We start from the raw sequence: 24585 nt of genomic DNA, 5'->3' as shown, positions 1-24585 counted from the left end.
CTCAGGCCGTGCCCAGCGTCCGGGTGAACCCCGGCGGGATCACCACGTCGTCGCGGCTCAGCTCCTGCACGGACGAGCGGCCGAGTCCGAGCAGCGCGGAGTCGATACCGCCGCGCAGGATGTCCAGCACGTTCTCCACGCCGGTCTGGCCGCCTGCGGCCAGGCCCCACAGATAGGCGCGGCCGATCATGACGGCCCGTGCGCCCAGCGCCAGGGCCTTGACCACGTCGCTGCCCCGGCGGATGCCGCTGTCGAGGAGGATCTCCACCTGGGAGCCCACCGCGTCCGCGATGGACGGCAGCACGCGGATCGGGGCCGGGGTGCTGTCGAGGTTGTTGCCGCCGTGGTTGGACACCGAGATGGCGGTGACGCCGGCGTCGACCGCGCGCAGGGCGTCGTCCACCCGGCACACGCCCTTGAGCAGGAACGGCCCGTCCCACCGCTCACGCAGCCAGCGCACGTCCTCCCAGGACGGGGGCGGGGTTCCCATCCACTCGCCGTAGGCTCCGAAGAACGTGGGCGCGTGCTGGCCGGGGTCGGCGAGGTTGGGTGCGGTCAGATCGGGCAGACGCCCGGACTTGGCGAAGTCCAGCAGCCAGCGCGGGCGGGCGAGCGCCTCCGGGGCGAAGCGTGCCATCGCCTTGAGGTCCAGCCGCTCGGGGATCTTCGGGCTGCCCCAGTCGCGGCCGTGCGAGAAGGACCAGTCGAGGGTGACGATCAGCGCCTTGGCGCCGGCCTCGTACGCGTACTGCATGCGGCGCAGCATCGCGTCCTTGGAGCCCATCCAGTACATCTGGAAGAACGTCTGCGGATTGGCGGCGACGACGTCCGTCAGCGGCTTGCTCGCGAAGGAGCTCAGGCCCATCGCCGTCCCGCGGGCGGCCGCCGCGCGGGCCACCGCCACCTCGCCGTCGGGATGCACGGCCTGCACACCGGTCGGGGAGATGATCACCGGCATGGAGATCTGCTCGCCGAGCACTGTCGTCGACTGGTCCCGCTTGGCCGACAGTCCGGCGACGTGCGGCGCGAAACCCAGTTCCGCGAACGCCTTGGTGTTGTCGTCGTAGGACGTGCCCTTCTCCGAACCGGCGAGCAGCGCGCTGTAGACGGACTTCGGCAGTCGTCTGCCGGCCCTTCGCTGCGCCTCGGCGACCGTCTCGAACCACTTGCTCATGACGTTCCTTTCGTGTCGTGCGGGGCGGCGACGCCTGCCAGCGGGCTCTCGTCGCAGAAGCGGTCGGGGCGCGCGGTGCGCACGGCGGGCATGCCGAGGGGCACGGTCCGGTGCGAGTGGTCGTTGCCCTGGCGCGGCAGCGCGTCCGGCCGCACGGACGCCAGCGCGGCGGCACCATGGCCCTTCACGCACTCCGGGTCCGGGCCGTCCAGCGGCAGCCCGGTGAAGAACTTCGCGGCCATGCAGCCGCCCTGGCAGCTGTCGTAGGCCGAGCAGCCCGAGCAGGCGCCCCCGGTGGCGGGCCTGCGCAGCTCGGCAAACAGCTCCGACTCCCGCCACACCCGGTCGAATCCGCCCGGGGTACGCACGTTGCCCGCCTTGAACGCGTCATGGATGGCGAACGGACAGGCGTACACATCGCCGACCGGGTCGATCAGGCACACCACGCGTCCGGCGCCGCAGAGGTTCAGGCCGGGCAGCGGGTCGGAACCCAGCGCGTTGAGGTGGAAGAAGGAGTCACCGGTGAGCACGCGCTCGCCGTGGCCCAGCAGCCAGTTGTAGATGGCGTACTGCTGCTCGGCGGTCGGGTGCAGCTCGTCCCACACATCGGCGCCCCGTCCGGACGGGCGGAGCCGGGTGATGCGCAGCTGCGCGCCGTACCGGTCGGCGATCGCGGCGAACGCGTCGAGCTGTTCCACGTTCTGACGGGTCATCACCACTGAGATCTTGAAGTCGCGGAAGCCCGCGTCGGCGAGGTTCTCCATGGCCCGGATCGCCATGTCGTACGAACCGCGGCCGCGGACCGCGTCGTTGACCTCTCGGGTGGCTCCGTCGAGGGAGATCTGGACGTCGACATAGTCGGTGGCGGCCAGGCGGCGTGCCCGTTCGGGGGTCAGGCGCAGCCCGTTGGTGGAGAACTTCACGCCCACCTGGTGGGCGACCGCGTAGTCCAGCAGCTCCCAGAAGTCGGGGCGGACCGTGGGCTCGCCGCCGCCGACGTTGACGTAGAAGACCTGCATGCGCTGCAGTTCGTCGATCACGGACTTGATCTCGTCCGTGGACAGCTCCAGGGGGTCGCGCCGTCCGGACGAGGACAGGCAGTGCGTGCAGGACAGGTTGCACGCGTACGTCCACTCCCAGGTCAGGCAGATCGGGGCGTGCAGGCCGCCCTTGAACTGCTCGACGAGGGCGGGCACGCGTTCGGCGGGCGGGGGATCGTGCAGGGTCGTCATCTCGGCGCTCCGGTGGCACTGCGCTGGGGAATGATCATGTCGGCGGCGGCCAGGGAGGCCAGCGCGCGCAGGAAGACGGCCCGCCGGGCGTCGGGCACGCCGGCGAGGGCGTGCCCGATGCTGGGGTGGCGGTCGAGTCCCCGAACCAGTTCGACGAGTTCCGGTGCCTTCAGGAAGGACAGCCGGCGGTTGCCGAAGTGGTAGGCGAGCGCACCGAACGGCTCGGGGCGCAGCGCGACGGAGGGGTTCAGCCGGTACGCGCTCGCCATGTCGAGTGCGGCGGCCGTCGGGGCGTTCGCGGGGATGGTCATGGCCGCGGGTCAGTAGACGCCGCACATGCCGTCGATGGAGACCTCTTCGACGAGGACCTCCTCGACGACGTCGTCGGCATTGTTCACAGTGTCCAGCTCGGCTCTGATCTGGTCCTCGTTCACGGCGGAACTCCTTGAAGGGAAAAGGGGTGGGAGGCCGGTGCCGTCATTCGCCGACCGGCCGCCTTCGACGCTACGGGCGGCCCGTCGCGGTGCTCGCCCTGCTTCCGGCCGCCCTCGCCCTGTCCGGTCGGACAGGTGCGCCCCGCCGAAGCCGGTGCCCTCGGCGTCCCCCCTCCGATCGGACAGGTCCCGCCCCCTGCGTCCGCGCCCCGCAGCCGTCCGAGCGGCCGGTGTCGCCACTCGACGCGTTCCCGGAGGGTGAGTCACGCCACGAACACCCGGCACGTCCGTGCTCCACCCGGACCCTGCGCCGCCGGCGACGGAGCAGTCGACGCAGAACGCGCGCCCTGTTGCGCGGAGAGGAAAGTCGCGATCATGCAGGTCGAAGAACTTCTCAAGCCTTTCCCGATCAAGGAGTTCCACCCCTTCCCCCGGGCACTGATGGGCCCGGGCGCCCATGAGCTGATCGGTCCGGAGGCCAAGAAGCTGGGGTTCCGCCGCACGCTGGTGATGACCACCGGTCTGCGCGGCAGCGACACCGTGCACAAGATCGTCGAGTCGCTGAAGTATCACGGCCTTGAGGTCGTCGTGTACGACAAGGTCGAGTCGAACCCCAAGGACTACAACGTCATGGACGCCGTGGTGCTGTACCAGGAGAACAAGTGCGACTCGTTCGTGTCGATCGGCGGCGGCTCGTCGCACGACGCGTGCAAGGGCGCCCGTGTCTCCGTCGCCCACGACGGCCGCAACGTCAACGACTTCGAGGGCTTCAACAAGTCCGAGAACCCCAAGAACCCGCCGCACATCGCCGTGTCCACCACGGCCGGCACCGGTTCGGAGACGTCCTGGGCGTACGTCATCACCGACACCACCACCGACCCCGACAACCCCCACAAGTACGTCGCGTTCGACGACGCCTCGGTGGCCACCCTCGCCATCGACGACCCGACGCTGTACTACGACTGCCCGCTGGACTACACCGCCCAGTGCGGCTTCGACGTCCTCGCGCACGCCTCCGAGCCGTACGTCTCACGGCTGAACTTCCAGCCCTCGCTGGGCAACGCGCTGCACGCGATCCGGCTCACCGCGCGCCATCTGCGCCAGGCCGTGTGGAACGGCCAGGACCTGGCCGGCCGCGAGGGCATGATGTACGCCCAGTACATCGCGGCGCAGGCCTTCAACTCCGGTGGCCTGGGAATCATCCACTCCATCTCGCACGCGGTCAGCGCGTTCTACGACACCCACCACGGCCTGAACAACGCCATCGCGCTGCCCCGTGTGTGGGCGTTCAACATGCCGGCCCACTACGAGCGGTTCGCGGACATCGCCGAGGCGATGGGCGTCGACACGCACGGCATGACCAAGGTGCAGGCCGCCGAGGCCGCCCTCGCCGCGGGCATCCGGCTGCTGCGCGACGTCGGCATCCCGGAGAAGTTCACCGACGTCCAGCAGGACACCTACTCCAAGAACCGCCTCGGCCAGGGCCCGACGAAGTTCTACGAGCAGGCCAAGGTCATCAAGGGCGACGCCGAGGACGTCGACCGCGTCACGCACCACGTCCTCGGTGACGCCTGCACCCCGGGCAACGCCAAGGAGTGCACCTTCGACACCGTCCGCCCCGTCGTCGAGCACTGCATGACCGGCGATCTGGACGACCTGCTCGGCTGAGCACCACGAACCGGGAGCGGGGGGGTTCGCACTGTGGGAGGTCACCCCCCGCTCCCGCCCCACCGGACGGAGAAACCGTGCTTGCCACACCCGAGAACCCCGCTTTCGCCTCGGTCGACGAGGTCACCGAGCGGTTCGCCGCCCACGGCTACATCGCCGACCGACGGCTCGCCACCACCGTCTACCTGCAGACCCGCCTCGACAAGCCGCTGCTCCTGGAGGGCCCGGCCGGCGTCGGCAAGACCGAGCTCGCCAAGAAGCTCGCCGCCGCCACCGGCCGCCGACTGCTGCGCCTGCAGTGCTACGAGGGCCAGGACGAGAGCCGCGCCCTGTACGAGTGGGACTACGGCAAGCAGCTGCTGTACACCCAGATGCTGCGGGAGAAGATCGGCGACCTCACCGCCGACGCCCCCGACCTCGCCACCGCCGTCCACCGGATCGAACAGCAGGACAGCGTGTTCTTCTCCGACCGGTTCCTCGCGCCCCGCCCGCTGCTGGACGCCGTGCGCGGCGAGCAGCCGGCCGTGCTGCTGATCGACGAGGTCGACCGGGCCGACGAGGCGCTGGAGGCCGTGCTGCTGGAGTGCCTTGCCGAGTACCAGGTGTCGGTGCCGGAGATCGGCACGTACACCGCGAAGATCGCGCCGTACGTCGTCCTGACCTCCAACAACACCCGTGACCTGTCGGCGGCGTTGAAGCGCCGGTGCCTGCATCTCTTCCTCGACTATCCCGATGCCGGGCGTGAGCTGGAGATCGTCCGGGCCAAGGACACCGGCCTGCCCGAGGCCACCGCACGCCAACTGGTGGACGTGGTGCGGGGCCTGCGCGAGCTGCCGCTGCGCAAGCGCCCCAGCATCTCCGAGACCGTCGACTGGGCCCGCACCCTCGCCGTGCTGGGCGTCGACGAACTCGACCCCGCGGTCCTCGCCGACACCGCCAACGTGGTCCTGAAGTACGAGCGTGACCTGCACAGGGCGCTGGACGTCCTGCCACGCCTGGTCGACCCCAACCGCACGCTGCCGGAACCCGGCCATCACCATCACCCTCACCATCACGGACCCGGGCACACGGGGCACGAGGAGCCCGACGGGCGCTCGGTGCGGGCCGCCATGGACCGGCAGGGCCGTCACGACGAGGGCTACTACGGCGCTCCGGGAGCGGGTCCGACGCACCACACCACATCCGGTACCGGGCAGGGCGCCCGCTCGTTCGCCGCCATCGCGCGGCGCCGCACCGACTGATCGGGAGGCGTGCATGGAAGCCGGCGTGCACCGATTCGTCCGCCTGCTGCGGCTGTTCGGCCTGCGGGTCTCCGTGGCGGAGGCGATGGACGCCATGCGCGGCGCGGCCCAGCCCGGCGTGCTCGGCGAACGCGAGACCCTGCGCGAGGCCCTGCGCATGACACTGGTGAAGGACCGCCGCGACCACGCGCTGTTCGACGACCTGTTCACCGCGTTCTTCTCCCTGCACCCGGTGTCCCCCGACACCGACGGGCACGGGCACAGCCACGAGCACGACGACCTGAGCGACACCGGCGAGCTGGAGTCGTTCACCGTCTCCGACGAGCCCTCCGAGACCCCGCAGCAGGGCCACAGCCATGGCAGACCGTCCGACATCCGCGACTACTTCGACCAACAGGACCTGGCCCAGCAGTACAACCTGCACCAGGAGGCCAACAAGATCGACCTGGCCTCGATGACGGACGAGATCGTGCTGTCGAAGGACGGCGCCGCCGGCGGCCGCGACGACATGCCGTCCGTCCAGCTGGAGACCGAACGGCTGCACGGCGCCGGGATCCCTGGCCGGCTCGCCGCCACGTCCGGGCAGCCGATCGACACCACCCTGACCGTCGCCCAGCACGACGCCCTGCTCGGCTGGCTCGCCGGCCAGGACGACGACCCCGACCGCGATGAATCGGCTGTACTGCGACGGCGGTTGAAGGGTCTCATCGACAACCTGCCCGAACTGCTCAAGCGCCATCTCGACCGGCTTGCCGCACTGCAGTCGGTCGCCGTCGAGTCCACCCGGATCGCCGAACGCGCCCGGCTCGAAGCGGTCGACGAACACGAGCGGACCCAACTGGAGGAAGCGCTGCGCCGGGTGGGCCGCAGCCTGGACGGCGCCCTGACCAGCCGTAAACGCGCCACACCGAACGGCCGGGTCCATCCGGGCCGGACCATGCGCCGCAACATGCGCTACGACGGCGTACCGTTCCGGCCCGTCACGGTCACCCGCGCCGAGGACCGGCCCCGCCTGGTGGTCCTGGCCGATGTCTCACTGTCCGTGCGGGCCACCGCCCGCTTCACCCTGCACCTGGTGCACGGACTGCAGTCCCTGTTCGGGCAGGTCCGCAGTTATGCCTTCGTCGACGAACCCACCGAGATCACCGAGCTGTTCGCGGAGCATCCGCTGGAGCGGGCGCTCGGGCTGGTCTTCGACGGGCTGCCGGCCGGCGGACTGCTGGACGTGGACGCCACCTCCGACTACGGCAGGACCTTCGAGACGCTGCTCGCCGAACACACCCCGGCGCTGTGCCGCCGCACCACCCTGCTGGTGCTGGGCGACGGGCGCGGCAACGGCAACCCGCCACGCACCGAGACGTTCGCGGAGATCACCCGCCGGGTGCGCCGGACGGTCTGGCTGACCCCGGAACCCCGCTACTCCTGGGGCCTGGGCAGCTGCGACCTGCCCTCCTACGCCGAGTACTGCGACCGCGTGCAGGTGGTCGCCGACCTCGCCGGCCTGGACCGCACCGCCCACCGCATGGCGGCGCAGTCCTCGGGCCGATGAACACCGCACACCGTCCGGGGGAGCCGTCGTGAGTGTCCCGAGCCTGCGCAGCGCGATCGCCGCGCGCCGCATCGACCCGCTGGCGCCGAACGCGTCCGGCCTGTACGCGGACCACCTGGTCCGGGTCGTCCGCCACGACCGCGCCGCCGGGGGCGGGCCGTCGCAACCCATCGTCCGCACCCAGCACTTCACCCTGCACCGCCGCGGCCGCCGCGTCGAGCTGGGCCACCGCCTGCGTCCCGAGCAGCTGGACAACGACCTGGCCGGACTGCTCGCCGAGGAACTCTTCGCGCCCGGCTGGCTGTCCGGCAGCGACATCTTCGAAAGGGTCTTCACCGGGGTGGTCCGCTCCTGCGTGGACGGCCCGCTGCCCGCCTGGACCACGTTCTACGACAACACGCTGACCCGCATCGGACAGTACTGGCGGACGCCGGAGCCGGCCGTGCACTCCTCCATCGCCGGGTTCGCCCCGGTGTACCGGCGCACGCTGGACCTCGTCGGGCCAGGCTCCGTGCTGGACCTGGGCTCCTGCTTCGGCTTCCTGCCGCTGCTGCTCGCCGAGCGCCACGGGCAGTCGGTGATCGCCTCCGACCTCTCGCGGGGCACCATGCGCCTGCTCGGCACCGTGGCCGGCGCCCGGGGCCTGATGCTGGACGTCCTGGTCTGCGACGCCGCCCAGGTGCCGCTGCCGGACGCCTCCGTGGACACCGTCACCGTCGTCCATGTGTTGGAGCACCTCGATCCCGAACACGGCGACGCCGTCCTCAAGGAGGCGCTGCGGCTGGCCCGGCGGCGCGTGGTGGTGGCCGTGCCGTACGAGGACGAGCCGACCGCCGCGTACGGGCACGTGCGGTGCTTCAGCGAGGAGCAGCTCGCCGCCATGGGCCGCCGTACGGGCCACCGCTTCCAGGTCGGCACCTTCCACGGCGGCTGGCTGGTCGTCGACCCCGGCTGACACCGGCCGCCCCCAATACTGCGCCGCCCGATACTGCGCCGCCCGAAGAAGAAACACGGCAACGCAAAGGAGCGTTCATGTCCCTCTCGGAAACGGACGCGGTGGGCAATGCCCCCGCGGCCCACGCGACCTCCCGGCCACCGGCCACCCCAGGCCCGCTCGACGGGGATCCGGCACTGATCGGCGTGCCCACGTTCATCGTGGGTTCGATCGCGCTCGGCCTCACCCTGGTCGGCTACGTCCCGGCCGGCACCGCCGGAGCACCACTCGCGATCATCCTCGCGGCCACGGCGCTCGGCCAGCTCATCGCCGCGGTCTGGGCGGCCGCGCTCGGGCAGAGTGCCGTCGCGGCGATCTTCGGCGTTTTCACCGGGTTCTGGCTCAGTTACGCCGTGCTGGTGCTCGGGCTCCTCCACGGCTGGTTCGGCATCACGGCGGACACCGCGGTCCGGAGCCAGGCCCTGTTCCTGATCTCATGGCTGGCCACCGTCGTACTGCTGACCGTGAGCACGCTGCGGCTGCCGGCCGCCTTCACCGTACTGTTCACGCTGATCGACCTGGCCCTGGCACTGGTGCTGTTCTCCACCCTGAACGGCTCCAGCGCCCTGCAGACGGCAGCGGGCTGCACCGTCTTCGCCTTCGCCGCGGTCGGGGTCTACCTCTTCCTGCATGTGACGTCGCTGGCCACCGGAGGGCGCGGGCTGCCGCTCGGCCGCCCGGCCGTGATCTGACACCCGAGGGAAGGAGCCGGAAGCCGCCGACCAGCGGCTCCCGGTTCCTTCGCGTCAGATCACACCCAGCTTGGTCGCCTCGTAGACCACTTCGGCCCGGCTGCCCGCGTCCGTCTTGCGCATGATGTTGCGGACATGGAACTTCACCGTCGTCTCGGAGATGTACAACTCCGCTCCGATCTCCCGGTTGCTGAGCCCATGGGCGAGCAACTGCAGGACCTTCAGTTCGCGTTCGGTGAACCGCGGACGGTCCGGCTGCACCCGCATGGAGCGCACCATCGCGGCGGCCGCGTGCGAGTCGAAGGCACTCTCGTTGCGGGCCACGGCACGGATGGAGCGCAGCAGTTCCGTGGTGTCGACGTCCTTGACGACATATCCGCGCGCCCCGTGGTGGATGGCTCGCACCACCAGCGAGTCGTCGAGGAACGTGGTGAGGACCAGCACCGCCAGGTCCGGGTGACGCTGTGTCAGCCGGGCGCAGAGGTCGAGGCCTTCGGTGTCGGCCGCGGTGGACAGTTTCAGGTCGAGAAGCACGATCGCAGGACGGGTCCGCTCGACGACGGCGGCGGCCTCGGCAGCCGTGCTGGCCTCGCCGACCACCTCCAGGTCGCTCTCGCGTTCCAGGATGGACCGCAGCCCGTGCCGGACGATCGCGTGGTCGTCGACCAGCACGATCCGCAGCGCCTCGGTGGGCGCCTTCGCCCGCTGTTCGGTGGTCATTCCGCCGCCTCCTGAGCACGCTTCACCGGCAGCGGGACGTCGACCCGCAGCAGGACGCCTCCCATCCCCGACCGGCGGATGGACAGTCGGCCGCCGAGTTCCTCCGCCCGGGCGACCATGTTCGCCAGACCGCGGTGGCGGCCGGCCAGGTCGGTGGCCCTGGACAGGCGCAGGGCACGCCGCAGCTGGGCCGGATCGCCGCCGCCGTCGTCGGAGACGGTCAGCGCGATCGCGTCGGGCAGATAGCGCAGCCGGACCAGGGCCCGGCCTGCCTTGCCGTGGGTCGCGGAGTTGAACAGGGCCTCGCCGGTCAGCCGTAGGATGGACTGCTCGGCCTCGGGCCGCAGCGGCACCGGCCGGCCCGCCACCTGCACCCGTACGTCCAGGTCCGTCGGCAGGTGCACCGTGGACAGCCGCTCCAGCATCACCGGCAGCGGCCCGACGGGCTCCTGGGAGGTCCGGTTGAGGGCGTAGATCGCGGCGCGCAGCCGCTCCACGGCCTGCCGGTTGAGGTCCTTGGCGCCGGCCAGCCGGTCGGCGATCTCCGCGGCCTGCCCGCCCAGGGCCGCCAGCTCGGCCCGGCACACCTCGACGGTCATGCCGGCGCTGAGCACGTACTGCGAGACGCTGTCGTGCAGTTCGCGCGCGATGCGGCGCCGCTCGTCGTCGAGTGCCTGGCGCTGCATGGCGTCCAGCAGCCGTGCCTGGGTCGCGGCGAGTTCGGCGCTGCGCGCGGCGAGGTCGCGGGCCTGCTGCTCGGCGGCCTCGGACAGTTCGTCGGCCCGGCCGCGCAGGGTGGTCGCAGCGTGGAACAGGAAGGTGTGGTGCAGCGCGACGGCCGCCTGGTTGGCGAGCACCCGCAGGATGGCCAGGTCGGTGTCGGCGACCTCCACCCCGGCGCCCGGCTGGGCGGCGATCCCGCCGACCGGTTCGTCGTCGAGGGTCATCGGCGCGCGCACCCAGTCGCGGCCCTGGCCGGCCCCCTGCGCCTCCCAGGGACGGGTGCGCAGCAGCTGCAGATGCTGCCGGGCCTCGGCGGGTATCCGGGTCTCGTCGTCGATGAACACGTCGTCCGTGTACAGCAGGAACCGGGGCCTGGCGGCCCGCAGGGCCCCGTCCGCGACGGCCAGCAGGAGCCAGCGGGCGCGCAGATGCTCGGCGGCGGTCCGTACGACGGTCTCGACCAGGGCGCGCGGGCCCTCCGCGGTGCGCACCAGGGCGCGGGAGATGCCGTCGAGCGCCTCGACCGTGCGCTCCAGCCGCTCGGTGGAGCGGACGTAGGCGGGGTAGAACGAGCGCTTGCCGGACCGCAGTCCGGTGAGCACTCCCAGGTCGGCGGTCTGCGGGGACCGTTCGGGGTCGCTCACCGCGATCGCCTCACAGCGCTTCGCGGAACAGTGTCTCCACGTCCCGCAGTCCGACGATCCGGGGGTTGGTGGCCATGCAGGCGTCCTTCAGTGTCGTACGGGCCAGCACCGGCACATCGCGCTCGGCGACGCCGAGGCTCGCCAGGCCCTTCGGCACGCCGACGTCGTCCGCGAGCGCCCGCACCAGGTCCGCGAGCCGGGCCGCCACCTCGTGCGGCGGCACTCCCTCGGTCGGCAGACCGGCCGCCGCGCCCAGCGCGACGAAACGATCCGGCCAGGCCTCGGCGTTGAACCGGATGACATGGGGCAGGAGCACCCCGTTGACCACGCCGTGCGGCGCGTCCAGCAGGCCGCCCACCTGGTGGCTCATGGCGTGTGTCGCGCCCAGGATGGCGTTGGTGAAGGCCATCCCGGCCTCCAGCGCGGCCTGCGCCATGGCGAGGCGGGCACCGAAGTCCTTGGGGTCGATCTGGGTGCGCACCAGGTTTGCCGTGATCAGCTCGACCGCGTGCAGGGCGTGGATGTCGGTGAGCGGGTTGTGCGCTCGGGACACGAACGCCTCGATGGCGTGCGTCAGCGCGTCCAGGCCGGTGGCCGCGTTGAGCCAGTCCGGCATGGTGGTCAGCAGCCGCGGGTCGATCACCGAGATGTCGGGCACGAGCGTACGGCTCACGATGGTGATCTTGATGTGTGCGGTGGTGTCGGTGATCACCGCGAACTGAGAGACGTCCGCCCCGGTGCCGGAGGTGGAGGGCACCATCACGGTCGGCGGGATCGGCTGGATCACCTGGTCCACGCCCTCGTAGTCGAGGATGCGCCCGCCGTTGCCCGACAGGATCGCCACGCCCTTGGCCGCGTCGACGACCGAGCCGCCGCCGACGCCGACGATCACGTCGCAGCCGCTCTCCGTGTACCGCTCGAACCCGGCCTGTACCTCGTGGTCCTTCGGATTGGGGGTCACGTCGGACCACACCACGGGCCGCAGTCCGGCCCGCTTCAGATGGGCCACCGCCTCGTCCGCCCAGCCCGCCGCGATCAGCCCTGGGTCGGTGACCAGGAAGGGGCGGCGGCCGCCCAGGCGCAGCGCGCAGTGACCCAGCTCGGCGAGCGAGCCGGGCCCGAACACGATCTCGGGGACATGGAACTTGGCCAGCCGCGCCGACTGCCGGACGGCGTCCGTGCTCGTCTCCTGCGGTCCCAGGAGCTCGCACCGGCACTCGTCGCGGCTCCAGTCGGCGCTCGGGTCGTTCCCGCCCGTCACCATGGCTTCGGACGTGAGCGGCATGCGACCTCCCAAGGGCGTGAAGCCCGCAACGCAGACGCAATCTTGATTTTACCGCCGGGGTGGCTGATAACACTGGCGTCTGACTCAAGACCACGCTAGGCGCGCACTGCGGCCTGCGGCACCTGTCCGATCGGACAGGGTCGACGGACCGGCCGGACAGGTGCGCCGGCGCGGTCACAGCGGACAATAGTCGGTTGTTCCCGTACTACGGCAGGGAAAAGCACATGTCACAGCGCAGTGACCTGCGGCGGCGCAGGGTCAGGCTGGAGAGCGAGTGGTCCCGCTGGGTGCCGCGGATGAAAGCCGCCGGATCGAAGCCGGTCGGTGTCGAGGCGTTGCGCAACGACGTGACCGAGTCCTGGATGCGCTCGCTCAGCAGTGTGGACCCGGCCCGCGACAGCGCGCCGGTCAGCGACGGTGGAGCGGTGCACCACCGCTGGGACGGCTCGCCGCTGCGCCGGCCGGTCGACGGCCTCGCCGGCGAGCTGCGCGGCATCGCGGAGGACGCCGGGTTCGTCACCGCCGTCACCGACGCGTCCGGCACCATCCTGTGGACCTGCGGCGGGCCGACCATGCGCCGCCGGGCCGAGCGCGTCAACTTCGCGCCCGGCGGTCGCTGGGACGAGCAGGCCATGGGCACCAACGCCCTGTCCCTCGCCCTGCGCACCGGCCGCCCCGCCTCCGTGTTCTCCGCCGAGCACCTGGTCACCGCCCTGCACGGCTGGGTCTGTTACTGCGCGCCCGTGCACGGCCCGGACGGGCGGATCCTCGGCGTGCTGGACATGTCGACCACCTGGGACCGCTCCAACCCCCTGGCCATGGCCACCGTGCGCACGCTCGTCGCCACCATCGAGTCCCGGCTGCGCACCGAGCTGCCGCGCCAGGCCCGGCCCCACCCCGAGCACACCGGCCCCGTGAGCCTCACCTGCCTCGGCAGCGAACAGGCGCGGCGTGACGGCGTCCCGCTAGCCCTGCGGCCTCGCCAGGTGGAGATCCTCACCCTGCTCGCTCTGGAGCCGGACGGCTTCTCGCCCGAACGGCTCCGTGAGGCCCTCTACGGCGACCGGGCCGTCACCGCGTCCACGTTCAAGGCGGAGATCTCCCATCTTCGCCGGGCCCTGGACGGCGGCATCGCCACCCGCCGCTACGCGCTCACCGTCCCCGTCTCCTGCGACGCGGCCGAAGTGCTGCGCGCCCTGGCACAGGGCGACACCGAGACCGCGCTGCGCCTGTACCGCGGCCCGCTGCTGCCCCGCTCCGAGGCGCCGGGCATCGAGGAGTGGCGCACCCACCTCGAAGTGTCCGTGCGTGAGGCCGTCATGGCGAGCGACAGCCCCGAACACGCGCTGCGCTACGGCGAGCGGGCCCCGTACGACACCGAGGTCCACGAGCACGCGCTGCGCCTGCTCGACGCCCGGGACCCGCGCCGCGCCCTGGCGGCCGGCCGGCTCGCCACGGCCCTGCGGGACTGACCTCCGGACCCGCGGGCGGCACCAACCTCGCGCCAACCTGGTGGTCGCACAGTGCGGTGCAGCACGACGGCACCGGCCGTCGGAGCACCGCACTCGTAGCCACCGAGGAGAGCCGCCATGGTGTACGCGCAGCCGGGAACGGACGGCAGCATCGTCAGCTTCGCCCCGCGATACGACAACTTCATCGGTGGTGACTGGGTCGCCCCGGTCGAGGGCCGGTACTTCGCCAACACGACGCCGGTGACAGGCAAGACGTTCTGCGAGGTCGCCCGCTCCTCCGCCGCCGACGTCGAACTCGCCCTGGACGCCGCCCACGCGGCCGCGCCGCGCTGGGGCCGCACCTCCACGACGGAGCGGGCGAACATCCTGAACAAGATCGCCGACCGCCTGGAGGAGAACCTCCAGAAGATCGCGGTCGCGGAGACCTGGGAGAACGGCAAGCCGGTGCGCGAGACGCTGGCCGCCGACATCCCGCTGGCGATCGACCACTTCCGCTATTTCGCCGGGGTGGTCCGCGCCCAGGAGGGCAGCATCGCCGAGATCGACGACGACACCGTCGCCTACCACTTCCACGAGCCGCTGGGCGTCGTCGGCCAGATCATCCCGTGGAACTTCCCCATCCTGATGGCCGCCTGGAAGCTGGCGCCCGCGCTGGCCGCCGGCAACTGCGTGGTCATCAAGCCGGCCGAGCAGACCCCGGTCAGCCTGCTGTACGTCATCGAGCTGATCGCCGACCTGCTCCCGCCGGGCGTCCTGAACGTCGTCAACGGCTTCGGTGTAGAGGCGGGCAAGCCGCTCGCGTCCAGCCCGCGCGTCGCCAAGGTCGCCTTCACCGGCGAGACCACGACCGGCCGCCTGATCATGCAGTACGCCAGCGAGAACATCATCCCCGTCACGCTGGAGCTGGGCGGCAAGAGCCCCAACATCTTCCTGCCCGACGTGCTGGCCGCCGACGACGACTTCCTGGACAAGGCCGTCGAGGGCTTCGTGATGTTCGCGCTGAACCAGGGCGAGGTGTGCACCTGCCCGTCCCGTGCGCTCGTGCACTCCTCGATCTACGACGAGTTCATGTCCCGCTGCGTCGAGCGTACGAAGGCGATCGTCAGCGGCGACCCGCTGGACCCGGCGACCATGATCGGCGCCCAGGCCAGCAACGACCAGTACGAGAAGATCCTTTCCTACATCGACATCGGCCGGCAGGAGGGCGCCGAACTCCTCACCGGTGGCAACCCGAGGTCCGTTCCCGGTCTGGAGGGCGGCTACTACATCGAGCCGACGATCTTCCGCGGCACCAACGACATGCGGATCTTCCAGGAGGAGATCTTCGGCCCGGTCGTCTCGGTCACCACGTACGACTCCGTCGACGAGGCCCTGAAGATCGCCAACGACACGCTGTACGGCCTCGGCGCCGGCGTGTGGACCCGCGACGGCAACACCGCCTACCGCCTGGGCCGCGGCATCAAGGCCGGCCGCGTGTGGACGAACTGCTACCACGCCTACCCGGCGCACGCGGCGTTCGGCGGCTACAAGAAGTCCGGCATCGGCCGCGAGACCCACAAGATGATGCTGCACCACTACCAGCAGACGAAGAACCTGCTGGTCAGCTACTCCGGCCAGAAGCTCGGGTTCTTCTGATGGCCGCCCGCACCAGGCGCGTCGAGCTGACACCGGCCGCCGAGGACCTGGTGCGGCGGCTCGCCGCGGCGCACGGGCCCGTGATGTTCCATCAGTCGGGCGGCTGCTGCGACGGCAGCGCACCCATGTGCTACCCGCGCGGCGAGTTTCAGGTCGGCGCCGCGGACGTACTGCTCGGCCACATCGCCGGCGACACCCCGTTCTGGATGAGTGCCGACCAGTACGCGTACTGGCGGCACACCCACCTGACCGTCGACGTGGTCCCGGGGCGCGGGAGCGGCTTCTCCCTCGAAGCACCCGAGGGCGTGCGCTTCCTGATCCGCTCCCGGGTCCTCACCGACGAGGAGTGGGCACGCCTCGCCGCGGAACCCCCGCTCCCGACCGGGGCGGACACCTGACGACCACCGCGCCGGCGCAGGCGGTGGCACGGGGGGCCGGACACCTGGGTGTCCGGCCCCGCGCCGTTCCGTTCCCCCTTCATCCGGACAGGGTGGATGCGCCCCGTAGTCCAGCTACGGAGCACCGGACATCTGCGTAGCGTCAGAAGTGGCCCGGTGGGCCCGGAGGTCCCCCACCGACAGGCCCGCTCCGACCCCCTTCCTGCCAGCTTTGGGGCCGACCATGTACACCACGCTCCTCGACGAGACGGGAAGGCCGCCGGCCACCGCTCGTACGCTCCGGCGACCCACCGCTCCGCCGCCCCCGCGCTCCGACCACCCGGCATCGGCACCGGCCGCTGCCCCCGCCGACGACCGTACGAACGCGGGCCGCGAGGCCGTGCTGGCCCTGCCCGCGGAGGTCCGGTGGGTTCCGGTGGTCCGACGCTGTGTCGTGGCCGTCCTGGCCCAGTGGCGTTTTCCGTCCGCCGCCCGCGAGTCCGCCGAGCTCATCGTCGGCGAACTCGCCGCGAACGCCGCCGAGCACGGCCGCCACGACATGACCGTCCGCCTCTCCCTGCACGCCGGAGTCCTGTGGATCTCGGTGACGGACTCGGGAGCCCCCGCCACCTCCGAGGTGCCCCGCGAGGCCGACCTGGAGGAACACGGACGAGGACTTTTCATCGTGGAGTACCTCGCCGCCACGCTCCGGGTCCACCAGGGCCCGTGGGGCCGCACGGTCGACGCGGCGCTCCCCGTGGCGGCCGTGCCGACCCGCGACGTGGCCTGAACCGCACGCCCTACTCGCCGCGCGGCACCACCCGGAAATCGAAGGGAACCGTCCCGGGATCCAGCGCCGTCGCGCCTCCGTCCACGGTCAGCACGGCGCCGTTGACGAAGGACGCGGCCGGCGAGAGCAGCCAGGCGATGGCCTCGGCCACCTCACGGGGGTCGCCGGGGCGGCGGGCCGGCAGCAGCCTGGTGGCCTCCTCGTACGCCTCGTCCACCCCGCCGGGTCCCAGTCCGGCGTCCTCGGCGAACCGTGTCATCCGGCGATCGGCCATCTCGGTGCGCACCCAGCTGGGACACACGGTGTTGGCGCGCAGACCGCGCGGCCCGTAGTCCACCGAGAGGGACCGGCACAACTGCAGCAGTGCCGCCTTGGACGTGGCGTACGCGGCATTGCCCACCCCGTTGCGCAGCGCGGACACGGAGGCGACGGCCACGACGGAGCCCCGGGCTCGCAGCAGGTGCGGCAGCGCCGCGCGCATCAGGAGGAACGGGCCGGTGAGGTTGGTGCGGAGCACCAACTCCCAGTCCTCGTCGGTCAGTTCCCCGACGCCGCCGCTTCTCCCCACGCCCGCGTTGACGACCAGCCCGTCGAGTCGGCCGAAGCGCGCGACGGCGGTGTCGACCAGCCGGCGCACATCGTCCGGGTCGGTGGTGTCGGCCGGGCAGGCCAGCGCCCCGGTCTCCTCCGCGACGAGGCGCAGCGGCTCCGGCCGCCGGCCCGAGACGACGACCTCGTGTCCGGCCGCGCGGAGCAGACGCGCGGTCGCCGCACCGATCCCCGTTCCCCCGCCGGTCACCACCACAACACGCCGCTCGTCCATGCGCGTCGGCCTCCTGTCACTCGGGCGATCCGGGACATGATCCTATGCGCATGCATGGTTCCGGTACGACAGCTCCGGCCGACGCGGCGGCCGAGGCCCGGGTCTCCGCCCCGCGCGGCGCTCCCTGAGGCAGCCCGAGCCCCGGCCGCCCCGCCTCCGGCCCTGGCAGATCTCCCCGCCCGCCGACCGAAAGTGCAGGTGAATGGCGTATCCGGCGGCGTGTCAGGTGGCGCAACACTTCCGCAACACCACTATCCCTACCGGATAGCTATGGTTCGGACCATGCCTCCCACCGACCGCATCCGAGACCACGCCGGCCAGGGCGCGCCCACCGTGGCCGCCCAGCGCACCCGGCGTCGGCTGCGCGCGGACCAGGCACGCCAGCTGGCCGACCTGCTGCGGCGCGAGCTCCTCGGCGGGGCCTTCCCGGCCGGCGCCCTGCCGCACGAGTCGACCCTCGCCGCGGACTACCGGGCGTCCCGCAACACCGTCCGTCAGGCTCTCGACCTGCTGCGCGCCGAGGGCCTCGTGGAGCGCCTTCCCGGCGTGGGCACGGTCGTCGTGGGCCAGAAGTACCCGCACGGGCTCGACCGGCTCATGGGCCTCGCGGAGACCCTGCGCGAGCACGGCCGCGTCACCAACGAGGTCCGCACCATGGGCCCTGCGCCCGCACCCGTCCCCGTGGCCGAACGCCTCCGGGTCCCTCCCGGCAGCGACGTCCTCTGCATCGAACGGCTGCGCCGCCTCAACGGCCTTCCCCTGTCCCTCGACCTCACCTACATCCCGCTCGACATCGGCACCGCCCTGCTCGGCGCCGACCTGGAGAACACCGACGTCTTCCGCCTGCTGGAGGCCGTCACCGGCCACCGGCTCGGCCACGCCGAGATCACCCTGGAGGCGGTGAACGCGGACGCCCACTCCGCCGCCGTCCTCGAAGCACCGCGCGGCGCGGCGGTCCTGATGCTGGAGCGGCTCACGCACCTCGCGGACGGCCGCCCGGTCGACCTGGAGTTCATCCGCTTCCGCGGCGACCGCATCACGATGAGCGGTCTGCTGCACCGCTCCCGGTGACAGCCCCGCTCACCGACAGCCCCGCTCACCGTAGAAACCCCCGCTCACGCACCTTCCCGGAGACCGCCATGCCCCTCGTGCCCCAGCGTGCCGACGTGCCCGTGACCATCGACGAGTCGAAGTGCATCGACGGCTGCACGCTCTGTGTGGACATGTGCCCGCTGGACTCCCTCGCCATCGACGAGACCGACGGCAAGGCGTACATGCACGTCGACGAGTGCTGGTACTGCGGCCCGTGCGCGGCCCGGTGTCCCACCGGAGCCGTCACGGTCAACATGCCCTATCTGCTCCGCTGAAAGGCCCGAACTCCCATGAAACGCACGGCAGTCGCCTTCGCCGCGTCCGTTCTGCTGCTCCCCCTGTCCGCGTGCGGCGGCAGCGCCGAGGCCGGCGACGGCTCCACGGTCACCGTCACCGTCGGATACCAGTCGAAGACCATCAACACCGTCACGGCCGGCACCCTCCTGCGCTCCCTCGGCTACTTCGAGAAGCAGCTGAACGCCCTGGGCGACGGGAAGACCTACAAGGTCGACTGGCAGGACTACGCCACCGGCGCGCCCATCACCGCGCAGATGACCGCGGGGAAGATCGACATCGGGTCGATGGGCGACTTCCCGCTGCTCATCAACGCGGCACGCGGCAAGCAGCTGAACCAGCCCACCCACCTGGTCTCGGTGACCGGCTACAACCTCAGGGGCGGCCTCAACACGGTCGTCGTCGCACCGGACTCCGAGCTCGCCTCGCTGAAGGACCTGAAGGGCAAGAAGGTCTCCACGAGCGTCGGCTCGGCGGCCGACGGCACCCTCGTACGGGCCCTGCAGCGGGCCGGCATCGACCCGGTCGAGGGCGTCGAGAAGCTGAACCAGCAGCCCGCGGTGGGTGCCTCGGCGCTGTCGGCGGGCAGCGCGGACGCCCTGTCGCAGTTCGTCGCCTGGCCGGGCCTGCTCGCCTACCAGGGCAAGGCCAAGGCCCTGTACGACGGCGCCCGGCTGAACCTGCCGACGTTCCACGGCGTCACCGCCCGCGAGGACTTCGCCGAGCGGCGCCCCGCCGTACTGGAGGCGTTCCTGAAGGCCCAGGCGGAGGCGACCGAGTACCTCAGGGCGCATCCCGTCCAGGCCGCCGAGAAGGTCGCGCAGGCCACCGGTCTGCCCGCCGAGGTCGTCTACCTCTACAACGGCGCCCACGGCATCTCCACCTTCGACCCGGCCGTCAAGCCGCAGCTCGTCGCCGCGCTGAAGGAGGACGTGGCCGTCCTGAAGGCGGCCGAGCTGACCGGCGACATCGACGTGGACTCCTTCGTCGACGACCGGTACGTCAGGAAGGCCCTCGGCGCCGGCTACGCCCGGCAGCTCGCCGCGGTCCCGCCCGCCGCCGCGAGCGAGGTCTGGCCCGAGGGCGCCGCCGAGACCAGGACCTTCCCCTCCCCCGCGAAGCTCCTCGCCCACGTCGCCGGGCATCAGGACGGCATCCGCGCGGCGTACGTCCCCGACGCGACCACCGGCACGCTGTGGTTCGCCGACAAGGCCGTCTGGGTCGCGGACGGCAAGGAGCTGCTGCCCTTCGTCGCCCCGGAGACCGCGCAGGACTATCTCGCCGGTCACCGCGGCGCCCGGGTGATCACGTACGCGGACGCCCTGGGACGGGCCTCGTGAGCCGGTACCCCCGGCGGTCGGGCCGGCTCGCGCTGCGGGCCGGTTCGCTGGCCGCAGCGCTCGGCCTGTGGCAGCTGCTGACCGCCTACGACGTGGACCTGTGGGTGCGGTTCTCGCAGTTCCCGACGGTGACCGACGTGGCCCGCACCTTCAGCGACCGGCTGTCCGGACCCGACTACTGGACCGACCTCACCGACAGCCTCACCCGGATCCTGACCGGCTTCCTGCTCGCCGCACTCCTGGGCGTGGCCACCGGCGTGCTCGTGGCCCGCTCGCGGCTCGCCGAGGATCTGCTCGGCCCGGTCCTGGAGGTGGTGCGGCCCGTCCCCGCGATCGCCATGGTCCCGGTGGCGATCCTGCTGTTCCCCTCCAACGAACAGGGCATCGTCTTCATCACCTTCACCGCCGCCTTCTTCCCGGTCCTGGTCTCCACCCGGCACGCGGTGCGTGCGCTCACCCCCGTGTGGGAGGAGGCGGTGCGCACCATGGGTGGCGGCCGGTGGCGGATCCTCGGCTCGGTCGTCCTGCCGGGCGCGCTGCCCGGCATCTTCGGCGGCCTCTCGGTCGGCATCGGCGTGTCCTGGATCTGTGTGATCTCCGCCGAGATGATCTCCGGCCAGTACGGCGTCGGCTACCGCACCTGGCAGGACTACACGATCGTCGACTACCCGGGCGTCTTCGTCGGCATGGTCACCATCGGCCTGCTGGGCTGGCTGACCTCCACCGCCGTCGAGCTGGCCGGCCGCCGGCTGACCCACTGGCTGCCGCGCACGTCCTACGTCCCCGGCGCCCGGCCCCGGCCCGCACGGAACCCGGCGTCCACGACCGTACCGGCCAAGGCCGAGGAGGCACGCGATGAGCACCTCGTCTGAGACCCGGCCGACCGGGGCCCGCACCGCCCCGGCGGCCCCGCGCGGCACCCGCCTCACCCTGCGCGGCGCCATGCTCGGCCGGCCGGACGCCCCGGCCGTGGCGGGCGTCGACCTCGACGTCGCGCCGGGCGAGATCCTCACCGTCGTCGGCCCCTCCGGCTGCGGCAAGTCGACGCTGCTGCGCACCTTCGCCGGTCTGCTGCCCCCGCTGGACGGGGCGGTGGAGCAGGACGGCCGGACGGTGACCGGCCCCGGCGCGGACCGGGCGCTGGTCTTCCAGGAGGACGCCCTGCTGCCCTGGCGCACCCTGCGCGCCAACGTCGAACTGCCCCTCGCCGTCCAGGGCCTGCCGCGCGCCCGCCGCAGGGAGCAGGCCGATGCCTGGCTGGCCCGGGTCGGACTGGCGGACCATGCACGGCAGTTGCCGCACCGCGTCTCCGGCGGGCAGCGACAGCGCGCCCAGCTGGCCCGCGCCCTGGCCGGCCGGCCGCGCGCCGTCCTCATGGACGAGCCCTTCGGCGCGCTCGACGCCCAGACCCGCGCCGGTATGCAGGACCTGCTGGTGGAGGTGCTGCACGGCACCGGTGCGACCGTCGTCTTCGTCACCCACGACGTCGACGAGGCCCTGTTCCTCGGCGACCGGGTGGCCCTGCTCGGCGCCGGCCGGCTGACCGCCGTACGCGAGGTGCCGCGTCCGCGCGAGCGCGCCGCACACGACGATCCGGCCCGTGTGGCCCTGCGCCGCGAAGTCCTCACCTCGCTCAGTTCCTGAAAGGCACCCTGGTGGACACCCCCCTGCAGATTCCCGCCTTCGGCGACGCGGAGGAGCTGACCTGCGACGTCCTCGTCATCGGCGGCGGCACCGCCGGCACGATGGCGGCCCTGACGGCCGCCGAGCGCGGCGCGGACGTGCTGCTGCTGGAGAAGGCCCACGTCCGTCACTCCGGCGCGCTCGCGATGGGCATGGACGGCGTCAACAACGCGGTCGTGCCCGGCCGTGCCGAGCCCGACGACTACGTCGCCGAGATCACCCGCGCCAACGACGGCATCGTCGACCAGAGCACCGTCCGGCAGACCGCGACCCGCGGTTTCGCGATGGTGCAGCGCCTGGAGTCGTACGGTGTGAAGTTCGAGAAGGACGAGCACGGCGAGTACGCCGTCCGCCAGGTGCACCGCTCGGGCTCGTACGTGCTGCCGATGCCGGAGGGCAAGGACGTCAAGAAGGTCCTGTACCGGCAGCTGCGGCGGCGCGAGATGCGCGAGCGGATCCGCATCGAGAACCGGGTGATGCCGGTACGGGTGCTGACCGCCGAGGGGCGTGCCGTGGGGGCGGCCGGCTTCAACACCCGCACGGGGCGGTTCGTCACCGTCCGCGCGGGCGCGGTGATCCTGGCGACCGGCGCCTGCGGCCGGCTCGGCCTGCCCGCCTCCGGGTACCTGTACGGCACGTACGAGAACCCGACCAACGCCGGCGACGGCTACGCCATGGCGTACCACGCGGGCGCCGAACTCACCGGCATCGAGTGCTTCCAGATCAACCCGCTGATCAAGGACTACAACGGTCCGGCCTGCGCCTATGTCGCCAACCCCTTCGGCGGCTACCAGGTCAACCGGCACGGCCAACGCTTCGTCGACTCCGACTACTGGTCGGGCCAGATGATGGCCGAGTTCGCGGCGGAGGTCGCGGGCGACCGGGGCCCGGTGTACCTGAAGCTGAGCCATCTGCCGGAGGAGTCGGTCTCCGCCCTGGAGACGATCCTGCACTCGACCGAGCGCCCGACGCGCGGCACCTTCCACGCCGGCCGCGGGCACGACTACCGCACCCACGACGTGGAGATGCACATCTCCGAGATCGGCCTGTGCGGCGGCCATTCGGCCTCCGGGGTACGCGTGGACGACCACGCCCGTACGACGGTGCCCCGGCTGTACGCCGCCGGGGACCTGGCCTGCGTCCCCCACAACTACATGATCGGCGCGTTCGTCTTCGGGGACCTCGCGGGCGCGGACGCGGCCCGGTACACGCCGTACGAGGGCGAGTTGCCGGCCGACCAGCTCCAGGAGGCGCACGAACTGGTCTACCGCCCGCTGCGCAACCCCGACGGCCCGCCGCAGCCCCAGGTCGAGTACAAGCTGCGCCGCTTCGTGAACGACTACGTGGCCCCGCCGAAGTCCGGGGCCCGGCTGTCGCTGGCCCTGGAGGCGTTCGAGCGGATGCGCGCGGACATCGCCGCGATGGGCGCACGCACCCCGCACGAGCTGATGCGCTGCGCGGAGGTGAGCTTCATCCGCGACTGCGCCGAGATGGCCGCGCGGGCCTCCCTGGCCCGTACGGAGTCCCGCTGGGGCCTCTACCACGACCGGCTGGACCACCCGCGGCGCGACGACGCCTCCTGGTTCCACCACCTCGACCTGTACAAGTCGCCCTCCGGGGCGATGGAGTTCACGGCCCGTCCCGTGGCTCCCTACCTGGTGCCGGTGGACGGTTTCCCCGCGGTCGGCGGACCCTCCCGCCACCTCGGCGAGGTCCAGCCGGAGCAGGTGGCGACGGCCGGGCCCCGGGAGGCGGCGCCGGTGGCCCTGCGCCAGGAGCCCGCCGTACCCGGCACCACCGCACCGGACGGTGCCGCCGCGGACGCGGACACCCCGGCCACCCCGCGCCTGCTCGGACTGCTCTCCCTCGCGGAGGACGAGCCCGGGCTGTCCGACCTCGCCCCCTACCTCACCGACCCCGACCCGGGCGTACGCCGGACGGCCGTCACCGTCCTGACGGAGACCGTGCCCGCGGGTACCGGACCGGCCCTGGCCGCAGCTCTCGCCGACGCCGACGCCGGTGTCCGATCCGCCGCGGCCGCCTCGCTGCGCGAACTGGTCGAGACGCTCACCCCCGAGCCGGCCCTGCGCGAGGGCCTCGTCGCGGCTCTGTCCGTGGCCGACCCGGTCGCCCGTGCCACCGCGCTGGACGCCCTGCGTGTCCTGCGCCTCGGTGACACCGCGCTGTTCGCGCGGTCCTTGTCGGACTCCGACATCGCCGTCCGCATCGCGGCCGTACGGGCTCTCGTGTCGGTCGACGCCGTCGGGGAACTGTCCCGCGCGGCGGCCGGCGACCCGTCCCGCGAGGTCCGCGTCACCATCGCCAAGGGCCTGGCCAACGTGACCGCGCCCCGGGCCGGCGACACCGCGCCCGCCCTCGCCGGCCTCATCGACGATCCCGACGCCCTGGTCCGTGCGGCGGCCTACGAGGCACTGGGCACCCTCGGCTGCCCGGCCTCGCACGCCGCACGTGCCGAGGCGGCCCTGTCCGAGCCGGCCTGGCAGGTCCGGGCCGGCGCCGCCACCGCCCTGTCGGCCGCCGCCCCCGACCTCGCCGTGCCCGCCCTCGCCAAGGCTCTCGCCGACGCCAACGCCGACGTCCGCAAGGCCGCGGTGAAGGCACTGACCCGCCATCGAGCCGCCGCACAGGCCCGCGAGGCCCTGGCCGACGCGACGACGGACCCGGACGCGGACGTCAGGGCGTACGCGGCACGGGCACTGTGA

General features: G+C 72.1%; 23 protein-coding genes. 15 read left to right on the top strand and 8 right to left on the bottom strand.

The features are described from left to right. Position 1: 1 nt before the first annotated feature. Genes mftD through mftA form a run of 4 tightly spaced genes read right to left on the bottom strand, consistent with a single transcriptional unit; the run spans position 2 to position 2840 of the window. Entirely contained in the window at positions 2-1174 is a 1173-nt protein-coding gene (gene mftD, locus ACIGXJ_RS35355; protein WP_399654447.1) for a pre-mycofactocin synthase MftD, read from the bottom strand. Further along, the gene (gene mftC, locus ACIGXJ_RS35350) at positions 1171-2406 is read right to left on the bottom strand and encodes a mycofactocin radical SAM maturase (protein WP_399654444.1); all 1236 of its coding nucleotides are present in this window, start codon (positions 2404-2406) and stop codon (positions 1171-1173) included. Before mftC ends, mftD begins: the two co-directional genes overlap by 4 nt. Beyond that, positions 2403-2717 carry a mycofactocin biosynthesis chaperone MftB gene (gene mftB / locus ACIGXJ_RS35345; protein WP_399654441.1) on the bottom strand — a complete coding sequence of 105 codons (315 nt, stop codon included), beginning with the start codon at positions 2715-2717 and terminating at the stop codon, positions 2403-2405. Before mftB ends, mftC begins: the two co-directional genes overlap by 4 nt. A gap of 9 nt (positions 2718-2726) precedes the next feature. Then, positions 2727-2840: a mycofactocin precursor MftA gene (gene mftA / locus ACIGXJ_RS35340; protein WP_399654438.1), complete on the bottom strand. Its 114-nt coding sequence runs from the start codon at positions 2838-2840 to the stop codon at positions 2727-2729. A gap of 375 nt (positions 2841-3215) precedes the next feature. Here mftA and mdo point away from each other — a divergent pair, with 375 nt between their 5' ends. The 5 genes from mdo to ACIGXJ_RS35315 all read left to right on the top strand — a co-directional run bounded on the left by mdo (position 3216) and on the right by ACIGXJ_RS35315 (position 8984). Next, positions 3216-4508, top strand: coding sequence for an NDMA-dependent methanol dehydrogenase (gene mdo, locus ACIGXJ_RS35335; protein ID WP_399654435.1), 1293 nt, complete (start codon positions 3216-3218; stop codon positions 4506-4508). A 77-nt stretch (positions 4509-4585) separates the two neighbouring features. After that, entirely contained in the window at positions 4586-5749 is a 1164-nt protein-coding gene (locus tag ACIGXJ_RS35330) for an AAA family ATPase (RefSeq protein ID WP_399654433.1), read from the top strand. A 25-nt stretch (positions 5750-5774) separates the two neighbouring features. Further along, positions 5775-7298, top strand: a complete 1524-nt coding sequence (locus ACIGXJ_RS35325; protein WP_399654429.1) for a VWA domain-containing protein — start codon at positions 5775-5777, stop codon at positions 7296-7298. Positions 7299-7326: 28 nt separating this feature from the next. Beyond that, positions 7327-8253, top strand: coding sequence for a mycofactocin oligosaccharide methyltransferase MftM (mftM, locus tag ACIGXJ_RS35320; RefSeq protein ID WP_399654426.1), 927 nt, complete (start codon positions 7327-7329; stop codon positions 8251-8253). A 77-nt stretch (positions 8254-8330) separates the two neighbouring features. Beyond that, the gene (locus ACIGXJ_RS35315) at positions 8331-8984 is read left to right on the top strand and encodes a GPR1/FUN34/YaaH family transporter (protein WP_399654423.1); all 654 of its coding nucleotides are present in this window, start codon (positions 8331-8333) and stop codon (positions 8982-8984) included. 54 nt (positions 8985-9038) lie between these two features. Here the strand turns inward: ACIGXJ_RS35315 and ACIGXJ_RS35310 are convergent, their stop codons facing one another. Genes ACIGXJ_RS35310 through ACIGXJ_RS35300 form a run of 3 tightly spaced genes read right to left on the bottom strand, consistent with a single transcriptional unit; the run spans position 9039 to position 12356 of the window. Beyond that, complete coding sequence (locus tag ACIGXJ_RS35310) at positions 9039-9704, bottom strand: response regulator (protein WP_399654420.1); 666 nt, start codon at positions 9702-9704, stop codon at positions 9039-9041. Continuing rightward, positions 9701-11071: a sensor histidine kinase gene (locus ACIGXJ_RS35305; RefSeq protein ID WP_399654417.1), complete on the bottom strand. Its 1371-nt coding sequence runs from the start codon at positions 11069-11071 to the stop codon at positions 9701-9703. The genes ACIGXJ_RS35310 and ACIGXJ_RS35305 overlap by 4 nt, the downstream gene beginning before the upstream one ends. A 10-nt stretch (positions 11072-11081) precedes the next feature. After that, positions 11082-12356 carry an iron-containing alcohol dehydrogenase gene (locus tag ACIGXJ_RS35300; protein WP_399654415.1) on the bottom strand — a complete coding sequence of 425 codons (1275 nt, stop codon included), beginning with the start codon at positions 12354-12356 and terminating at the stop codon, positions 11082-11084. Positions 12357-12580: 224 nt separating this feature from the next. Here ACIGXJ_RS35300 and ACIGXJ_RS35295 point away from each other — a divergent pair, with 224 nt between their 5' ends. From ACIGXJ_RS35295 to ACIGXJ_RS35280, 4 genes are all read left to right on the top strand, one after another. After that, positions 12581-13828 carry a transcriptional regulator gene (locus ACIGXJ_RS35295; RefSeq protein ID WP_399654413.1) on the top strand — a complete coding sequence of 416 codons (1248 nt, stop codon included), beginning with the start codon at positions 12581-12583 and terminating at the stop codon, positions 13826-13828. A 117-nt stretch (positions 13829-13945) separates the two neighbouring features. Next, positions 13946-15463: an aldehyde dehydrogenase gene (gene adh, locus ACIGXJ_RS35290; protein WP_399654409.1), complete on the top strand. Its 1518-nt coding sequence runs from the start codon at positions 13946-13948 to the stop codon at positions 15461-15463. After that, entirely contained in the window at positions 15463-15861 is a 399-nt protein-coding gene (locus tag ACIGXJ_RS35285) for a DUF779 domain-containing protein (protein WP_399654406.1), read from the top strand. Before adh ends, ACIGXJ_RS35285 begins: the two co-directional genes overlap by 1 nt. Positions 15862-16084: 223 nt before the next feature. Beyond that, positions 16085-16630 carry an ATP-binding protein gene (locus ACIGXJ_RS35280; RefSeq protein WP_399654403.1) on the top strand — a complete coding sequence of 182 codons (546 nt, stop codon included), beginning with the start codon at positions 16085-16087 and terminating at the stop codon, positions 16628-16630. 10 nt (positions 16631-16640) lie between these two features. On the opposite strand, the gene ACIGXJ_RS35275 is transcribed toward ACIGXJ_RS35280, so the two are convergent. After that, positions 16641-17453, bottom strand: a complete 813-nt coding sequence (locus ACIGXJ_RS35275) for an SDR family NAD(P)-dependent oxidoreductase (RefSeq protein WP_399654400.1) — start codon at positions 17451-17453, stop codon at positions 16641-16643. 282 nt (positions 17454-17735) lie between these two features. Here ACIGXJ_RS35275 and ACIGXJ_RS35270 point away from each other — a divergent pair, with 282 nt between their 5' ends. The 6 genes from ACIGXJ_RS35270 to ACIGXJ_RS35245 all read left to right on the top strand — a co-directional run bounded on the left by ACIGXJ_RS35270 (position 17736) and on the right by ACIGXJ_RS35245 (position 24585). Then, positions 17736-18524 carry a GntR family transcriptional regulator gene (locus tag ACIGXJ_RS35270; protein WP_399654398.1) on the top strand — a complete coding sequence of 263 codons (789 nt, stop codon included), beginning with the start codon at positions 17736-17738 and terminating at the stop codon, positions 18522-18524. A gap of 68 nt (positions 18525-18592) precedes the next feature. Then, complete coding sequence (locus ACIGXJ_RS35265) at positions 18593-18820, top strand: ferredoxin family protein (protein ID WP_399654396.1); 228 nt, start codon at positions 18593-18595, stop codon at positions 18818-18820. A 15-nt stretch (positions 18821-18835) separates the two neighbouring features. Continuing rightward, on the top strand, positions 18836-20179 hold the full coding sequence (locus ACIGXJ_RS35260; RefSeq protein ID WP_399654394.1) for an ABC transporter substrate-binding protein: 1344 nt from the start codon (positions 18836-18838) through the stop codon (positions 20177-20179). After that, positions 20176-21051 carry an ABC transporter permease gene (locus ACIGXJ_RS35255; protein WP_399654392.1) on the top strand — a complete coding sequence of 292 codons (876 nt, stop codon included), beginning with the start codon at positions 20176-20178 and terminating at the stop codon, positions 21049-21051. The genes ACIGXJ_RS35260 and ACIGXJ_RS35255 overlap by 4 nt, the downstream gene beginning before the upstream one ends. Continuing rightward, positions 21035-21823 carry an ABC transporter ATP-binding protein gene (locus ACIGXJ_RS35250; RefSeq protein ID WP_399654390.1) on the top strand — a complete coding sequence of 263 codons (789 nt, stop codon included), beginning with the start codon at positions 21035-21037 and terminating at the stop codon, positions 21821-21823. Before ACIGXJ_RS35255 ends, ACIGXJ_RS35250 begins: the two co-directional genes overlap by 17 nt. Positions 21824-21834: 11 nt before the next feature. Next, entirely contained in the window at positions 21835-24585 is a 2751-nt protein-coding gene (locus ACIGXJ_RS35245) for a fumarate reductase/succinate dehydrogenase flavoprotein subunit (protein ID WP_399654388.1), read from the top strand.

The sequence above is a fragment of the Streptomyces sp. NPDC053367 genome (assembly GCF_044545925.1).
Taxonomy (GTDB): domain Bacteria; phylum Actinomycetota; class Actinomycetes; order Streptomycetales; family Streptomycetaceae; genus Streptomyces.
Note: the sequence above shows the minus strand (reverse complement) of the source record. Positions and strands in the feature narration are given on the sequence as shown.

Excerpts from the sequence above, each read along its gene's own strand:
- ACIGXJ_RS35280 (WP_399654403.1), top strand. The coding sequence starts at position 16,085 with ATGTACACCACGCTCCTCGACGAGACGGGAAGGCCGCCGGCCACCGCT.
- ACIGXJ_RS35310 (WP_399654420.1), bottom strand. The coding sequence starts at position 9,704 with ATGACCACCGAACAGCGGGCGAAGGCGCCCACCGAGGCGCTGCGGATC.
- ACIGXJ_RS35265 (WP_399654396.1), top strand. The coding sequence starts at position 18,593 with ATGCCCCTCGTGCCCCAGCGTGCCGACGTGCCCGTGACCATCGACGAG.
- mftB (WP_399654441.1), bottom strand. The coding sequence starts at position 2,717 with ATGACCATCCCCGCGAACGCCCCGACGGCCGCCGCACTCGACATGGCG.
- mftD (WP_399654447.1), bottom strand. The coding sequence starts at position 1,174 with ATGAGCAAGTGGTTCGAGACGGTCGCCGAGGCGCAGCGAAGGGCCGGC.
- ACIGXJ_RS35250 (WP_399654390.1), top strand. The coding sequence starts at position 21,035 with ATGAGCACCTCGTCTGAGACCCGGCCGACCGGGGCCCGCACCGCCCCG.
- mdo (WP_399654435.1), top strand. The coding sequence starts at position 3,216 with ATGCAGGTCGAAGAACTTCTCAAGCCTTTCCCGATCAAGGAGTTCCAC.
- ACIGXJ_RS35300 (WP_399654415.1), bottom strand. The coding sequence starts at position 12,356 with ATGCCGCTCACGTCCGAAGCCATGGTGACGGGCGGGAACGACCCGAGC.
- ACIGXJ_RS35315 (WP_399654423.1), top strand. The coding sequence starts at position 8,331 with ATGTCCCTCTCGGAAACGGACGCGGTGGGCAATGCCCCCGCGGCCCAC.
- ACIGXJ_RS35285 (WP_399654406.1), top strand. The coding sequence starts at position 15,463 with ATGGCCGCCCGCACCAGGCGCGTCGAGCTGACACCGGCCGCCGAGGAC.
- ACIGXJ_RS35270 (WP_399654398.1), top strand. The coding sequence starts at position 17,736 with ATGCCTCCCACCGACCGCATCCGAGACCACGCCGGCCAGGGCGCGCCC.
- adh (WP_399654409.1), top strand. The coding sequence starts at position 13,946 with ATGGTGTACGCGCAGCCGGGAACGGACGGCAGCATCGTCAGCTTCGCC.
- mftC (WP_399654444.1), bottom strand. The coding sequence starts at position 2,406 with ATGACGACCCTGCACGATCCCCCGCCCGCCGAACGCGTGCCCGCCCTC.
- ACIGXJ_RS35295 (WP_399654413.1), top strand. The coding sequence starts at position 12,581 with ATGTCACAGCGCAGTGACCTGCGGCGGCGCAGGGTCAGGCTGGAGAGC.
- ACIGXJ_RS35260 (WP_399654394.1), top strand. The coding sequence starts at position 18,836 with ATGAAACGCACGGCAGTCGCCTTCGCCGCGTCCGTTCTGCTGCTCCCC.
- ACIGXJ_RS35275 (WP_399654400.1), bottom strand. The coding sequence starts at position 17,453 with ATGGACGAGCGGCGTGTTGTGGTGGTGACCGGCGGGGGAACGGGGATC.